12 protein-coding genes are annotated in these 14412 nt (G+C 65.4%); 7 read left to right on the top strand and 5 right to left on the bottom strand.

Annotated features, from left to right (window positions below):
* Positions 1 to 3: 3 nt before the first annotated feature.
* Positions 4 to 1575, bottom strand: coding sequence for an ADP-ribosylglycohydrolase family protein (locus tag D8I30_RS11015; protein WP_121482787.1), 1572 nt, complete (start codon positions 1573 to 1575; stop codon positions 4 to 6).
* Positions 1576 to 1643: 68 nt separating this feature from the next.
* Here D8I30_RS11015 and D8I30_RS11010 point away from each other — a divergent pair, with 68 nt between their 5' ends.
* The gene (locus tag D8I30_RS11010; RefSeq protein WP_162938881.1) at positions 1644 to 2408 is read left to right on the top strand and encodes an NUDIX domain-containing protein; all 765 of its coding nucleotides are present in this window, start codon (positions 1644 to 1646) and stop codon (positions 2406 to 2408) included.
* A 104-nt stretch (positions 2409 to 2512) separates the two neighbouring features.
* Here D8I30_RS11010 and D8I30_RS14470 read toward each other — a convergent pair whose 3' ends face one another.
* From D8I30_RS14470 to D8I30_RS14965, 4 genes are all read right to left on the bottom strand, one after another.
* Entirely contained in the window at positions 2513 to 3412 is a 900-nt protein-coding gene (locus tag D8I30_RS14470; protein ID WP_162938880.1) for a hypothetical protein, read from the bottom strand.
* A gap of 126 nt (positions 3413 to 3538) precedes the next feature.
* Positions 3539 to 4015 carry a hypothetical protein gene (locus D8I30_RS11005; RefSeq protein ID WP_121482785.1) on the bottom strand — a complete coding sequence of 159 codons (477 nt, stop codon included), beginning with the start codon at positions 4013 to 4015 and terminating at the stop codon, positions 3539 to 3541.
* 238 nt (positions 4016 to 4253) lie between these two features.
* Complete coding sequence (locus D8I30_RS14465) at positions 4254 to 4562, bottom strand: hypothetical protein (protein WP_162938879.1); 309 nt, start codon at positions 4560 to 4562, stop codon at positions 4254 to 4256.
* A 248-nt stretch (positions 4563 to 4810) separates the two neighbouring features.
* The gene (locus tag D8I30_RS14965; protein WP_121482784.1) at positions 4811 to 5053 is read right to left on the bottom strand and encodes a response regulator transcription factor; all 243 of its coding nucleotides are present in this window, start codon (positions 5051 to 5053) and stop codon (positions 4811 to 4813) included.
* 478 nt (positions 5054 to 5531) lie between these two features.
* Here D8I30_RS14965 and D8I30_RS10995 point away from each other — a divergent pair, with 478 nt between their 5' ends.
* The 6 genes from D8I30_RS10995 to D8I30_RS10970 all read left to right on the top strand — a co-directional run bounded on the left by D8I30_RS10995 (position 5532) and on the right by D8I30_RS10970 (position 14390).
* Complete coding sequence (locus D8I30_RS10995) at positions 5532 to 6023, top strand: RNA polymerase sigma factor (protein ID WP_121482783.1); 492 nt, start codon at positions 5532 to 5534, stop codon at positions 6021 to 6023.
* Between the two features lie 5 nt (positions 6024 to 6028).
* A complete protein-coding gene (locus D8I30_RS10990; protein ID WP_121482782.1) occupies positions 6029 to 7012 on the top strand; it encodes a FecR family protein in 984 nt (327 codons plus the stop codon).
* Positions 7013 to 7101: 89 nt separating this feature from the next.
* Positions 7102 to 10059, top strand: a complete 2958-nt coding sequence (locus tag D8I30_RS10985) for a TonB-dependent receptor (protein WP_121482781.1) — start codon at positions 7102 to 7104, stop codon at positions 10057 to 10059.
* Positions 10059 to 12473: a S9 family peptidase gene (locus tag D8I30_RS10980; protein ID WP_121482780.1), complete on the top strand. Its 2415-nt coding sequence runs from the start codon at positions 10059 to 10061 to the stop codon at positions 12471 to 12473. Before D8I30_RS10985 ends, D8I30_RS10980 begins: the two co-directional genes overlap by 1 nt.
* A 164-nt stretch (positions 12474 to 12637) precedes the next feature.
* Positions 12638 to 13486 carry a type IV toxin-antitoxin system AbiEi family antitoxin gene (locus D8I30_RS10975; protein WP_121483500.1) on the top strand — a complete coding sequence of 283 codons (849 nt, stop codon included), beginning with the start codon at positions 12638 to 12640 and terminating at the stop codon, positions 13484 to 13486.
* A complete protein-coding gene (locus D8I30_RS10970) occupies positions 13473 to 14390 on the top strand; it encodes a nucleotidyl transferase AbiEii/AbiGii toxin family protein (RefSeq protein ID WP_121482779.1) in 918 nt (305 codons plus the stop codon). The genes D8I30_RS10975 and D8I30_RS10970 overlap by 14 nt, the downstream gene beginning before the upstream one ends.
* Positions 14391 to 14412: the final 22 nt, after the last annotated feature.

Genomic DNA, 14412 nt, shown 5'->3' with positions numbered 1-14412 from the left:
CCATCAATTAATCGCCGACGCCACCGGGCGCTGCAGCAAATCCGATCTATCTGCAGCCAACACGTCGCCCGCCACCTCACAGAGCGCATCAAAGACGTCGAGCCGGGACACCCATGACCATGGAATCCGCGACAACCCGTGTCGCGCCCCGAACAACTGACCCGCGATAGAAGCCGTTGAATCACTGTCGCCGTCGTGATTGGCCGCGATCCGCATCACCGCTCTGAAATCGTCGCTCGCGGCGACGCTGTAAAGAGCGATCGCCAGCGCCTCCTCGCCGACCCACCCCTCTCCAAGACGCCCTTCCTCGACATCGACCATGAGCATGTCTCGCGCAGGTTCCTCAAAGACGCCGATGACCGCCTTCATCGTCTCCTGAGCGTCCTCGTTCGCCGCCAGATATCGGGCGACCACCCCCAACGCTTCTCTGAGACCACGGCCATCGACCATAACCCTGACCATCACGGCTGCGGCCGCGGCGCTCAGATAACCGGTAGGGTGACCATGCGTGATCGCTGCAGCGCGCGCCGCAAGCTCAAACACCTGTCCTTCCGTCCAATCCCGCCTCAGCCCAATCGGGGCCACTCGCATGACGCCCCCGCACCCCTTGGAGTCGTTTACAGGCCGGCTCGGCTCCCCCGATCCGCCCGCCGCCAGGGCGGAGATGCAGGTATTGCCTGGCGCCCGCCGCGCCCAGAGCTCCCGATGTCGCAACACGCCCGCATCGACCTTCGACGGCCCCGACCGGGTCTGGGTACGATACCAGTCAAGATAGGCAGCCCGTATTGCCGCCACGGCCTCCGCCGCTTCAAACTCACCAACCCGGGCAACCGCGCTTGCCGTAAACACGGTCATCTGCGTGTCGTCGCTGACAACCAGCCGTTCATTCGTCAGAACGGGTTCCGTGAGCCCCTTCTCACCATACCGCTTCCGGATCGCCGGCAGGCGGTCGAACTCGATCGCATAGCCAAAGCCGTCGCCGACCGCTCCTCCGAACAAACACCCCAGCACACGATCAACGTGCTCGCGATTGCACGTCGTCGCCCAGCACTCACGAACATGCCGCTCCTGTTCAGCCGTCTCGATGGCCCCCTCTCGCGCTGCGCGCACGCGCGCTATCGCGTCATCAGGCGCCTCTCCCATCTCAACAAGCAGCCGCGCCGCAATCATCCCCGCCCGACCGCGACCTCCGCGACAGTGCACGACGACCTTTTCGCCGCTATCAAGCGCCATGCGAACACGATGCCCGATCACGCACCAACGTTGCTCGAACTTCTGATCCGGCACTCCGAGGTCCTCGATCGGAGCGTGCAGCCACATCATGCCGCGCGCTTCCACCGCCGCTCCCAGCCCCGGCGCCTGCAGCATTTCGAGCTCATGAGGCTTGACGAGCGTAAGAACCGTCGACGCCCCCCAGGCCACAGCCGCATCCAGATCGACATCCAGATCCCGCGACCAATCCGCGCCAAACACGCTGGGGCCGGACTTGCCAGGGCAGAAGGTCAGACCCAGCACGCCCGCCCCGCATCGAACCTCGTTGAAGACGATCGGATCGCTCTGACTGGTTCGAGCCATTGCATTTCCCCCGCTGCCTGTTAGTTTATGGCCTCATGCACCACAAACTAACTCCAAGGTCAAGGAAAATGAGCGGCGAGAAACACTGCTACGAATACCCGCGCCCCTCGATTACCACCGATGTCGCGGTTTTTACGACTGAAGGCGGCAGGCTGCAGATATTGCTGATCCAGCGAGGCGAGGCTCCGGAAGGGTGGGCGCTGCCGGGCGGTTTCTTGCAGGTGGGCGATGCGCAAACCGAGCGCGCCGTTGCAGGCGGGGCGCGACCGCCGGCGAACCATTTCGACTTCACTCTGGAAGACTGTGCTCGCCGGGAGCTTCGGGAGGAGGCGGGGATCGAGGCGGGCGCCCTCCAGCAGATCGGGGCTTTTGGCGACGCCGACCGCGATCCCAGGGGACGATATGTGACAGTCGCCTATTGGGGCTTCGTGCACCCAAGCCAGCATCAACCCAGGGCGGGATCCGACGCAAGGGCCGTTAGCTGGCAGGACATCGAGAACCTTCCCGATCTCGCCTTCGACCATAACGACCTCATCGCCGCCGCTCTCCACGCCATTACCTCGCGTCGTCTCGAGACGGCGCTCTTTCTTGAACTCATGCCGGCACGATTCACGTACCCGGAATTTCACGTGGCTTACGAGATCGCCTCAAGGCGCGTGATCGACCGATCAAGCCTTCATCGGCGGGTCCTGCCTTTCCTCCGCGAGGCAATAGCCCCTCCCCCAGGGACAATCGGGCCCGCCCCGCGACGCGGCGCGCATCGACCCGCAATCCATTACGACAAGAAGCGAGCTATCGCGGCGGCCAACGCGGCTATCGGTAGCCCGCCTTGATCCCCGCCCTTTGCCACACCTGGACCTGATCCCTGGTCAGTGAAATCCCACCGCCCCGGTCGTCAGCGCCTGCCCATCAAGCTCTTCACGGGTAATTTAATAGATCACAAGCGCACGCCGACCGCCTGGATGCCACTCTGGCGAGAGTGAACGCCGGAGATGAATTCGGTTATCAGCTCTCCCATCTCGCAGAAGATTTGCAGATTCATACCCGGAACATCTCGAAACAGAATTTCGGCATCGTTTTCCTCAAGGAAGTCCTGAACAGACATTCTGAAATGATCCGAACGGGAAAGGACCTTTCTGAGAGCTGGCGAAGCCTGACCATTCAGAACAACCAGCGCGATTGTGGTTGACCGAAAAACTGCCCCGGGATCCGGCGCCAAACGGCGGTTCAATGGATCCGGCTCGACGGTGCTGTCTGATCCTGTGTCAGCTTCCGCCTGAGCATGCCTGTGAACGAGGATGGTGAAAGCATTGACGACATCACCGAGTTCAAAAAAAGCAGATTGCAGTTCTGCTGAATCTCCTACGAAGCGTTCTTCAGCCTCACTGTCCGCAAGAAAATCCAGGGCAGACACGTCGAAGAGTGACGACCTGGACGCCCATCTACGCAATTCTGCGTCCGTGTCAGCGCTTCTTATTATTTCACGCAGCCGGATTGTGCCCAGCAGCGAGTCCGCGCTTCGGGAGAGGTCCAGCGCCGTTACAGCATCCGCAATGGCAGGGTCCGCTACATTCCGGGTCGCTGCGGAGAAACCGCTTCTGAACCGCCGGAATCGGACCTTGCTACGTCGCGATTGCCTGCGCCCGATAGGAAGTTCGATTTCGACATCAGTCCAGTCCTCATCCTCGACCACGGGAACATGGGCACTGAGGACTTTCTGGACTTCGCGAACCGCAGCAGTGAGACTTTGCGACGTCGCCACGCCGTTGAAGTCCGTCTCGGCTTCCCATCCGTCAAGGCCGTCTTCGTCTGGCGCTATTTCTGGCAAAAAGGACATAAGGACCTCGTTCCTCCGCTTCTTATGAAGCTGCCTCATCGACTTTCAATCTACTGACGGGGATCAAGCGTCAAGATTGACAGAACAGCGCCCAATGGCTTTCGGCGGAGTATGTAGACATGCGCCTCAAGCCCGCTTGCCCCCATCTCTCAGGCTGACGCCGATCGCACGATACCTCGCCGCCCAGTCATCGGCTTCAATCCCGGGCGGCAAGCTGTGGTTCAGCCCCTCCCTCGCCAGGCGATGCGCTTCATCCTCGGTCACAATCACGGGTCTGACGTAGCGCTTCAGGGCCTCAAGCATCGCGTCCGGATTACCTGCCGCCGCGCGAAGAACCGGCATGAAGACCGCGACAGGGACTGAATGCTCGTAACGCAGCAACGCCTTCGCTCCATCCATCCGGCAGGCCCATGCCGCGACCGAATGAGGTCTGTCTTCGGAGAGCTTCGCCCCCTCGCGCAGCTCCCATAAAAAATGGACCGCTTCGCGCCTTACCCGGGACGCCCGCCCATCTCGTAGTCCCGCGCCATGCAGCTGCTCCAGGGCGGAGAAGATCAAACACAAACTCTCGGCGATCTGCCGCTCGCTCGGCCCTTCCGTCATCTTTGTCGATCCCTCTCGATGCGCTGCAACTCACGTCTCACACGCGCCCCCTCGTTCCCGAGATAGCGCAACAGGCCTCGCCATTCCGAAACCAGCGCCATAGCCATTTCCTGTGGTGTTCCCCGTTGCGGCAAGCGCGCAGATGAACGTTCAAACTGCGCCAGCACCTCGCCCAGCACGCCCAAGCGCACCTCAAGGCGCTCGATCCGCCTCAAGCCCTCGCCCGCTCCGGGCGCCATCAGGCGCTGCCTCGATCGCCACCGGTCCGGGCGTCATAACGTCGTGCCTTCTGCCCGCCATAGGTCAGCAGGATTACGCCCCCGGATATGGCGCAACCGATCACGCCGGAGCTTCCGACCGATCCACGATCCGAACCCGTCTTCGCGTGATAGCGACGCGCCCGTCCGTCGCGATAGACGACGACGATCCACTCGCCGTCGCTGGCGGCGTCAATCGCTCCGCTCGCTCCCACGGATCCGCGATCGCCTCCGGTTCTCAAATCGATACGTCGCGCGTTTCCGCCCTTGATAATCACGCCATGGCTCATGGCTTCTCTCCCTGATGACCCGCGGGCAGGCTACGGACTGAACACGACAGATCCGGGCGTCATTGAAGCGCCCCGCCTTCGAGAAGACTTCAGACTCGCTCGTGACAGTGGGCCAGGGCTATGGTGTCGATGGCGGGTTCCGGAAGGGACAGGTCATGACCTTGAGCCAGGGGACGCCCTGCGTCGGCGGCGGTCCTGACTGAAACCCCGGGCTTCCGTAAAGAAGTTCCTGACCCGCCCCCTTTTCCTCAATCGACCGGTATGAGCCCTCGCCTCACGCCAACGGCCACAGCCTCGATCCGGGTGCGGACGCCCAGCTTGGAAGCCGCCTTCTCGAGGTAGCTGTCGACTGTACGGGCCGACAGGCCGAGTATGGCTCCGATGTCGGTCGAGCTCTTGCCCTGGCTGACCCATGCAAGACATTCGAGCTCCCGCGGGCTCAGTCCGGGGGTGGCCGGCCATCTGACCGGGCTGTTCAGGCTTGCGTCCATTCCTCCCTCCAAAAGCTGCCGCCCTTGTTCCTACCTTCCGGTAACGGCGATTCTCTACGCCGAAGAGTTGCGGCCGGACCGCAACTTCCTTGCGGAGCCGGCTGCCGCCCCTCGGTTGAACCATCGTTCCGGCCAGCCTAGAAATGATGGGTCGGGCGCCGCGAAACAGGCGCGGAGCTTGAGCCGGGGGCCCTCCGGGGCAAGGCAGCGCTCCATCGGCAAATAGCGGGCCTCGTTCCGCGAGGATTCCAACGCCCGACCCCTCGCCTTGCGTCCGGATTCGGTTTGATTCATGCTCGGTCGCCGGTTTTGCGCCGGCAGGGGCTTGGAATCCCCTTTACGGACCCGGATCTGCACAGCGCGGACATCACGCGGGCTGTCGTCGTACGCGGCGCAGGGCGAAGGCCTTGCGCCCGGATGATCACGGCTGACCAGGACTGTCGGGATTCCCGGCCCGCTCTGGAGGCGGGAGGTCGACGTGAGCGACGTCAATGAACTTGAACCGGACGGGCTGGAGGGGCTGAACGCCCTTTATCGTCAATACGCGCGCTGGCTTGCAGGCAGGCTGCGGGCGCATGTCGACCCCGACCAGGCGGCGGATGTCGTCCAGGAAACCTACCTCCGCGCGGCCCCCTACTCCGCCGGAGGCATCCGGCATCCCAGGGCTTTCCTGCTCCGGATCGCCATGAACGTGGTCCGGGACGAAAGCCGCTGCCGCAAGCGGCGGGGCTCCTCCGAGCCGTTCACCGAACTCGCCGATCCGGGCGAGGCCGCAGGCCAGGTCGAGGCCCTGATGATGAAGAAGGCGGTGCTGACCATGCCTGCCCTCTACCGTGAAGTTTTCGTCCTGAGCCGTTTTGCCGGTATGAGTTATCCTGAAATCGCCGCGGCGCGCGGGCTGAGCGTCAAGGCGGTGGAGTGGCGCATGTCGAAGGCGCTGCAGCACTGCGTCGAGCAACTGGGCGGATAGACAGGATGGCGGTCGACAAGGAAGGGGATGTCCGGCGGCAGGAAGCCGCGTCATGGTTCGCCCGCCTGGGCCAGAGGCGCGTGTCGACAACGGACATCCACGACTTCTTCGAGTGGCGGAAGAACCCCGCCAATGCGCGCGCCTATGAGCGCGTCGAGAAGGCCTGGGCCACGAGCGGGGCCCTGGCCGATGATCCTGACATCTCCGCCCTCACGGCGGAGGCTCTCGGCAAGGCGCCGCCCCCTGTGCGGGCGCGCTACATGGTGTCGCGCCTCTGGAAACCGATAGCAGCCGGAGCGACGGCGCTCGTCGCCCTCGCCCTTTTCGCGTCATGGGCCATGGACCGGCCTCTCGACTACGCCACCGCGACCGGCGAGCAGAGGACCCTGCGCCTGGCCGACGGCTCGAGAGTCATCCTGGACACGGGCAGCCGCGTGAGCGTCCGCCTCCGCCCGGACCGGAGATCGGTGACGCTCGTGTCCGGCCAGGCCTTTTTCGACGTGGAGGGTGATCCGGCCCGGCCCTTCGTGGTCACGGCCGGCGACACCACGGTCACCGCCGTCGGCACCCGGTTCGACGTCCGCAGGCTGGGCCAGGGCGCCCGGGTCACGCTCGTCGAAGGCCGCGTGGACGTGGGATCACCCGGCACGGCCAGGCCGGTCTGGTCCCTCGCGCCGGGCCAGCAGGTCGTCACCACACAGGGAGCCCCCGAGGTCCGGACGGTCGACGCTGCCCGCGAAACAAGCTGGACGACGGGACGCCTGGTCTTCGCCGCCACCCCGATCCGGGAGGCCGTCGCCGAGGTCAGCCGCTACAGCGACAGGAGGATCGAGCTTAAGGACGGGGGCATCGCGCAGATCCCGGTCAGCGGCGCCTTCGACACGGGCGACACCGAAGCCTTCATCGCGGCCCTGTCCGACCTCTACGGCGTGACGGCTTCCAGGAGCCCCGACGGCGCCATTATTCTCAGGGCGCCGGAGACCCGATGAAAATAATCTGCAGGCGGAGTTAGGGGGCCCGCGCCTTCCCGGCGTCTCTGTCCGTCCCGCGCCGTGCGGGGGAGCAATCGGGGAAGACCATGCGCATCGACCTTGGGACGACGACAGCACTTTCAACCGTACTTCTCGCCTGCGCCGCGCCGGCCTGGGCGCAGGGCGCGGACGCCGTAAGGCGTTATGATGCGCCCGCCGGCCCGCTCGCGCGGACGCTGGACGTCTTCATCGAACAGAGCCGCCTCCAGATCCTCTATCCAGCAGCGCTGGTGGAAGGCCGGACATCCCCCGGACTGCAGGGCGATTACAGCGCGGAAGCGGGCCTGGCCGAGCTGCTGCGCGACACCGGTCTGGCGTTCCGCAAATCCCGCCAGAACGTCTACGTCCTCTTCGACCCGGGGGCGCGCGCCGGCCTGATCGATGACGAATTCACCGTCGTGGACGACGTCATCGTCACGGGCAGCCTGATCCGCGGCGTGGGCGACGGCCCCTCGCCCGTCATCAGCATCGACCGGGACAGGATGGACCGCGAGGGGCGCGCCACCGTGGCCCAGCTCCTGGCCGCCCTGCCGCAGAATTTCGGCGGGAGCGCCAATGAGGGCGCGGTGAACAATGGCGGGGACCGGTCAGGAACCAACACCACCTTCGCCAACGGCGTGAACCTGCGGGGACTGGGCAGCGACGCCACCCTCGTCCTGGTCAATGGCCGTCGCATGGCGGGCACGGGCGCAAAGGGCGATTTCGCAGATGTCTCGACCATACCGGCAGCCGCGATCAGGCGGGTCGATGTTCTCCTCGACGGCGCCTCCGCCCTCTATGGCGCCGACGCCGTGGGCGGCGTCGTCAACATCATCCTGAGAGACGACTACGAGGGCGCGGAAAGCCGCATCCGGGTCGGAAACACCAGCGACGGGGCGAGCGGGGAATATCAGTTCGGCCAGACCCTGGGCCGCCGCTGGAGCAGCGGGAACGCCCTGGTCTCCTATGAATATTACGATCGGGAGGCCCTGTCCGGGACGCACCGGCGTCTGGCCAGCGATTCCGACCTCAGATGGCGCGGGGGCAGCGACCGACGCCAATTCTACAGCAATCCGGGCAACATCGTCGTCTTCGATCCTGCGTCCGGCGGCTATCTTCCGGCCTGGGCCATTCCGACCGGTCAATCGGGCGCGGGCCTGCAGCCCGGCGATTTTCTGCCCGGAAAGGTCAACCTCGAGAACCAGCGCGCCCACATCAATGTCCTTCCGCGGCAGACCCGTCACGGCGCCTACGCCCTCTGGCGCCAGGCCTTCGGCGATCGTCTCGAGGTCACGGCCGACGCCCGGTACGGAAAACGGAACTACGAGACCGTCTCCTTCCCACTCAACACCCTGTTGACGGTGACCAGCGCCAACCCCTGGTTCGTCTCCCCGACCGGAGCCCGCTCCCACACGATCGCCTACTCCTTCCAGAATGAAATCGCGCCGCCGCGCATCACCGGCGAGGTCGAGAGCATCGGCGCCAGCCTGGGCGGCGCGTTCGACCTTTCCTCCGACTGGCGGATCGACGCCTATGTCGCCTGGGCGTCCGAGGAAAGCAGGACCGGTTCCTCCGGAACGCTCCAGTCCACCTATCTTCGCGAGGCGCTGGGAGCGATCGCCGACAATCCCGCCACCCCCTACAGTCCCTCCCGCGACGGCTACCTCAATCCCTTTGGCGACGGGGCGGTGAACACGCGCGCCGTGCTCGACTTCATCAGCTCGGGCTACTCCCGGACCCATAACCGGACGGGCGTCGCCTCGGCCAACCTCCAGGTTTCCGGGACACTGATGGAAGCCCCGGGCGGCCCGCTCCGCCTCGCGGCGGGGCTCTCCTTCCGTAACGAGACCTTCGAGCGGCAGTTTACGGGCTTCACCAGCGGCGTCGCCCCGACCGTCGGCGCGCCGGCAGAGACCGACCGGCATGTGGCCGCAGCCTTCGGGGAAGTCCGCGTTCCTGTCTTCGGCGCAACCAACCGCCGTCCGGGCCTCGAGCGTCTCGAGCTCTCGCTCGCGGCGCGGTTCGAGGACTATGGCGATGTCGGCCAGACCACCAGCCCCAAGGTCGGGGTCGTCTGGGATCCCGTCGGGACGCTGCGCCTCAAGGCGAACTACGGCCGGTCCTTCCGGGCCCCGGCCCTGCGGGAGGTCAACGAAACCCCTAGCGCCAGCCCGTCCATTCTCCCGCGCGGCTCGCAGCAGATCCTCTCCATGATCCTCTATGGCGGCAACCCGGACCTGCAGCCGGAGGAAGCCGACACCTGGACGCTCGGCCTCGAGGTTCGTCCAGCCGCTCTTCCCGGCCTGCGCATCGGGGTGAACGGCTTCCGGACCGATTTCGAGAACCGGATCGGCCAGCCAGCCCTGGAGAGCATCCTGACCGCGCTGGGCGATCCTTCCCTTGCGCCCTTCGTCAGGATGTTGAACCCCGCCGACAGCAAGGATCTCGCGGCGATCCAGGCCATCCTCGACCTGCCGACGACCGCCCTGCGCGACCAGTTTCCCGCCTCCTCCTACGGAGCCATCGTCGACGCCCGCTACGTCAATACGGCGAGCGTGCAGGTCCAGGGCGCGGATCTCAATGTCGACTATGGCTTCGCCCGTGGGCAGGACGCCCTTGATTTCGGTGTCAACCTGACCTGGCTCGAGCGGTTCGACGCCCGGCCGACGCCGACCTCGCCGACGGTCTCCCAGCTTGACCGGCCCAACTTTCCGGTCGGCCTGCGTGGCCGGGCTTCGGGCTCATGGGCGCGCGGTCCCTGGTCGGTATCGCCCTCGGTCAACTACGTCGACGCCTACCGCGATCTGACGGGCAAACGCATCGGCTCCTGGACGACGGCCGACCTCGCGGTCCGGTACACGCCCGACCACGGCCTTCTGGCGGGAACCGGCCTCACCGTCACGGTGCAGAACCTGTTCGATCGCGACCCGCCCTTCTACGATGCGCCCGAGGGCGTGGCCTATGATCCCGCCAACGCCAATGTGCTCGGGCGCTTCGTCTCCCTGCAACTGACCAGGGCCTGGTGATGCGGCGCGCGATACTTGCCCTTCTGCTGGCGACAACGGCCGCATGGCCGGCCGGCGCCCAGACGCCGCGTCCCTTCACGATCAACGACCTGCTTCGCCACGAGGATGTGGGAACGACCCGGATCAGTCCGGACGGAAAGTGGGTCGCGATCGAGCGCCAGCGCCCGTACGACCAGGCGGGAACCTACGCCCTGGCCACCATGACCGGCGCCCTCCTGAGCGATCTCGAGCTTCACCGCGTAGACCGGACCGGGGCGCCGATCCGGCTGGCCGCCGTCAGCCAGGAGGCCGGCTATATCAGCGGTCCCTTTTCACCGGACGGCGCCCGCATGGCCGTCTTTCGCGTGACGGCCGACGACCTGCAGCTCGGCGTCCTCACGCTTGCGACCGGGGAGACGATCTGGACGCCGTTCACTCCGGAGATGATCCAGTTCGGCCAGACGGTCGCCTGGCGCTCGGCGACGGAACTCATCTTCATCGCCCGGCCACGCCACGATCCGCCCGTTTCAATGCGGGTCGGGTTCAAGGTTCAGCAGAGGGTGGAGAGGTTGTGGCGTACGGCCGCAAGCGGCCACGGCTCCAGCGCCGTCTACATCCCCAGCGGTCAGAGCCGCCAGTCCCGGACCACCGTCGAACCCTCGACCCTCGTCGCCCTCGACGTTCTCACCGGAACGCCGCGGCTTCTGGCCCGTGGGGAGTGGTTCGATCTTCGGCTCTCGCCAGACGGCCGTCACGCCGCCCTGCTGGAAGACGCCGAGGATCTGCAGCCCCGGCCGGATCGCCTGGTCCGGGTCGGCGATCCTTACCGGCGGCGGCGTCTCCGCCTCGTCGCCCTCGACACAGGCGCCGTGCTCAGTCCCCTGCCCGACCAGGATCTGGCCATGTATCTGATGACATGGTCGCCAGATTCCAGCGAACTGATCGTCTTCGGTCGCCCTCCGGGCGGCGACTTCGACGATGACGGCCGCTTCTGGACGGTGTCGCCCGGGGGACGTTCCCGGGCGCTGGATCTCGGCCGGATGAAGCCATGGATCCAGCGCACCTGGGATGGCGTCGCCGTTGCCCTGGCGAGCTGGGACGGCGCCCGGCCGCTTGTCCAGGCAAGGACCGCCGAAGGGGACCGCGTCTGGGCGACACCCGACGCATCCGGCCGACGCCCCGTACCGGTGAAGGAGCCGAACGAGCGCATCGTACAACTCAACGGGCGGGCGGCCGTCCAGCGCGCCGACGGCGTCTACAGCCTCGCACCCGGAGGACCGCTGCTGGCGCGTGGCCAGCTTCGCGACCAGGGCGAAAGCGTCGACCTGGGCAATCCTGCACGATGGAATCCTTCTCCTCTCGTCCTGGGCGCCCGCACCCTGGTCGACCAGACCTGCCTGTCGTACCTTCGAAAGCCTGAACCCGCCTGCCTGCCCCCTTTTGCAGGGGACGAAACCATCCTCGCCGTCAGCCCGAACGCCGACTTCCTCGTGACCAGGCGTCGCCTGGACCAGGGAACGGGCGGGGTCCTCCTGAGAACGATGGAAGGCGTCACGCTCCTGGCCGAGGTCAACGCCGGATGGCGCGATATAGACTGGGGACGCATCGTCGCCGTGCCGCACCGGGGTCCGGACGGCCAGCACCTCACGAGCTGGCTTCTTCTGCCTCCGGGTCCCGAGCCGGAAGTCCCTCCCCCTGTGGTCGTCGAGGTCTACCCGGGATCCGCGCCGCGCACCGCGCCCGCCGCCCTTATGCCCGGCGGGGCCCGTCTGCAGAACAATCCCGCAGTGATCGCCGCCGCGGGCTATGCCGTCCTCGTCGTCAGCCTTCCCATGGCTCCCGGTGAAAGCCGTCCCGCCGCCGGGATCGCGGACCGGATCCTGGCCGCTGTCGACGCCGCCGGCGAGCTGGGGTTCGTCGACCCGCAGCGCATCGCCCTCATCGGTCACAGCTTCGGCGGCTACGGGGTTCTCAGCGCCGTCGCCCAGAGCGACCGCTTCAGCGCGGTCATAGCCTCGAACGGCTATCCGGATCTCAGCCTGTCAATGCAGCTTCCGCCGTTCTTTCGTGTCGCGCCCGAGGAAGGCGTTCCTGTCGGGCAGATGATCGGCTGGGGAGAGACAGGTCAGGCGTCGATCGGCGATTTCGCGGCGATGCCCCGGGCCTATGTCGAGGCCAGCCCCCTCTACCAGGTCGAGAGGATCCGCACTCCAGCCCTGCTGATCGAATCCGACCTCGACACGCCACGCATGGGCGCCCTGTTCAGCTCTCTCTATCGTCAGAACCGGGAAGCGGGTCTCGTGACCTATTACGGCGAAGGCCACACCTACTTCAGCCCGGGCAATCTAAGGGACCTGCACGCCAGGATCCTCGAATGGCTTGACCGATATCTCGCCCCCCATCCGGATGACCGCGAGCTCGCCCCGGTCCGCTAATGCACCGCCTGTCCGGCTTGAACAGACGGGTCCCTCGATATGCCGTCGCGCGGAATGGGAAAGAGCGGATGGTTTGACCATGGCCAAAACCGGAAAGTCTGACTTAGCAAAAGGAATGGAATTCAAACTTTCTGTCGGTTTGGAAATGTGCCAATATGCTAAGCATGACTATGCAAGTTGAAGGAAAGCTGAACCAGCTCATATCCCGCCTCCCGGAAGGGTTGCTGGTCGACTCGACGTGGATGAACGAGCATGGCTATTCCTCGGCGCTGCGGAGCCAGTACGTCTCCGCAGGCTGGCTGGAACAGCCGGCGCGCAGCGTCTACCGGCGGCCACGCGGCGTCCTGGGCTGGGAACAGGTGGTGATTTCCCTGCAGACCATCCTCAACCAGGCCTTCCTGGTGGGAGGAAGAACCGCCCTGGAGCTCCAGGGATTCAGCCACTACCTCTCTGCTGACGTTCGGGAGGTGCATCTGTATGGCCCCGAACCCTTGCCAAGGTGGGTAGGGAAGCTGAACCTCGGCGTTCGCTTTTCCTACCACAACAGCCAGAGGCTGTTTCGCAACGAGCCTGCCACGACTGGACTGACGAGCCTCGCCTGGCACGTCATGGACAACAGGGGCGGCAGCAATGACCCGATCCACGGAAGCACGAAACAGATCCCCTGGGGCCATTTTGAATGGCCGCTGACGGTCTCGACGCCCGAGCGCGCCATTCTGGAAATGCTGGACCAGCTTCCGAAGAAGGAGAGCTTCCACCAGGTGGACAAGATGATGGAGGGACTGGCGACGCTCAGCCCGCGCCGGCTGACCAGGCTTCTGCATGACTGCAGGAGCATCAAGGTGAAGCGCCTCTTCTTCTTCTTCGCCTTCCGGCACAATCATCGCTGGCTGAAGCACCTCGATCCGCAGACCTTCGATCTCGGCTCGGGCAAGCGTGTGCTGGTCGAGGGCGGAAAACTCGATCCGCAGTTCATGATCACGGTGCCGGAGGATCTCGATGGCCCCGCGTGAGACCTATGAACGGCAGGTCGCCCTCCTGGTGCGCATCCTGCCGGTTCTGGCCGAGGAAAGGGATTTCGCCCTCAAGGGAGGCACGGCGATCAATCTGTTCGTAAGGGATTTCCCACGCCTGTCGGTCGATCTCGACCTCACCTACCTGCCCATCCAACCCTGGGAAGAGGCCATCCGGGGAATTGAAGCAGGTCTCACCCGGATCACCGGCAATATCATGACGAGCATCCGGGGCGCCCAGGTTGCGGCGCAACGCTCTGCCGAAGGTTATATCGAACGCCTCAACGTCCAGGCCGGCGCCGCGATCAAGATCGAGGTCACCCCCGTGATGCGCGGCGTGGTCTACGAACCCGCGCTCATGCGCGTCACGGACGCGGTGGAGGAGAAATACGGCTTCGCTGAAACCTGGGTGGTTTCACAGCCGGATCTCTACGCCGGCAAGATCGTGGCCGCGCTCGATCGCCAGCACCCCCGCGATCTCTATGACGTCAAGCTGCTGCTCGAGAACGAAGGAGTCAGTGATGATCTCCGCCAGGCCTTCATCGCCTACCTGCTCAGCAGCGCCAGGGCGCTGAACACGATCCTCGCCCCTCGCCGGCGCGATCTGGTCCAGAAATACGATCAGGAATTCGTCGGGATGACTGCCGACGACACGCCCCTCCGGACGCTGCTCGATGTCCGCGAGAAGCTCATTGCGATCATGGTCGGCGACATGCCCGAGGAACATCGCCGGTTCCTCATCTCGTTCAAGCGCGGAGAGCCTGACTGGTCCCTGCTCGGCCCGACGCATGTGGCCGACCTGCCGGCCGTGCAGTTCCGCATGCAGAAGCTCGCCGCGCTCGACCCGGAGCGACGTGAAGCCGAGCTTCGGAAGCTCCTCGCCGCCCTCTATTCCGAAAACTGACCGGCATGCGGCTCGCGCACCG

It is taken from the genome of Brevundimonas naejangsanensis (genome assembly GCF_003627995.1).
Taxonomy (GTDB): Bacteria; Pseudomonadota; Alphaproteobacteria; order Caulobacterales; family Caulobacteraceae; genus Brevundimonas; species Brevundimonas naejangsanensis_B.
Note: the sequence above shows the minus strand (reverse complement) of the source record. Positions and strands in the feature narration are given on the sequence as shown.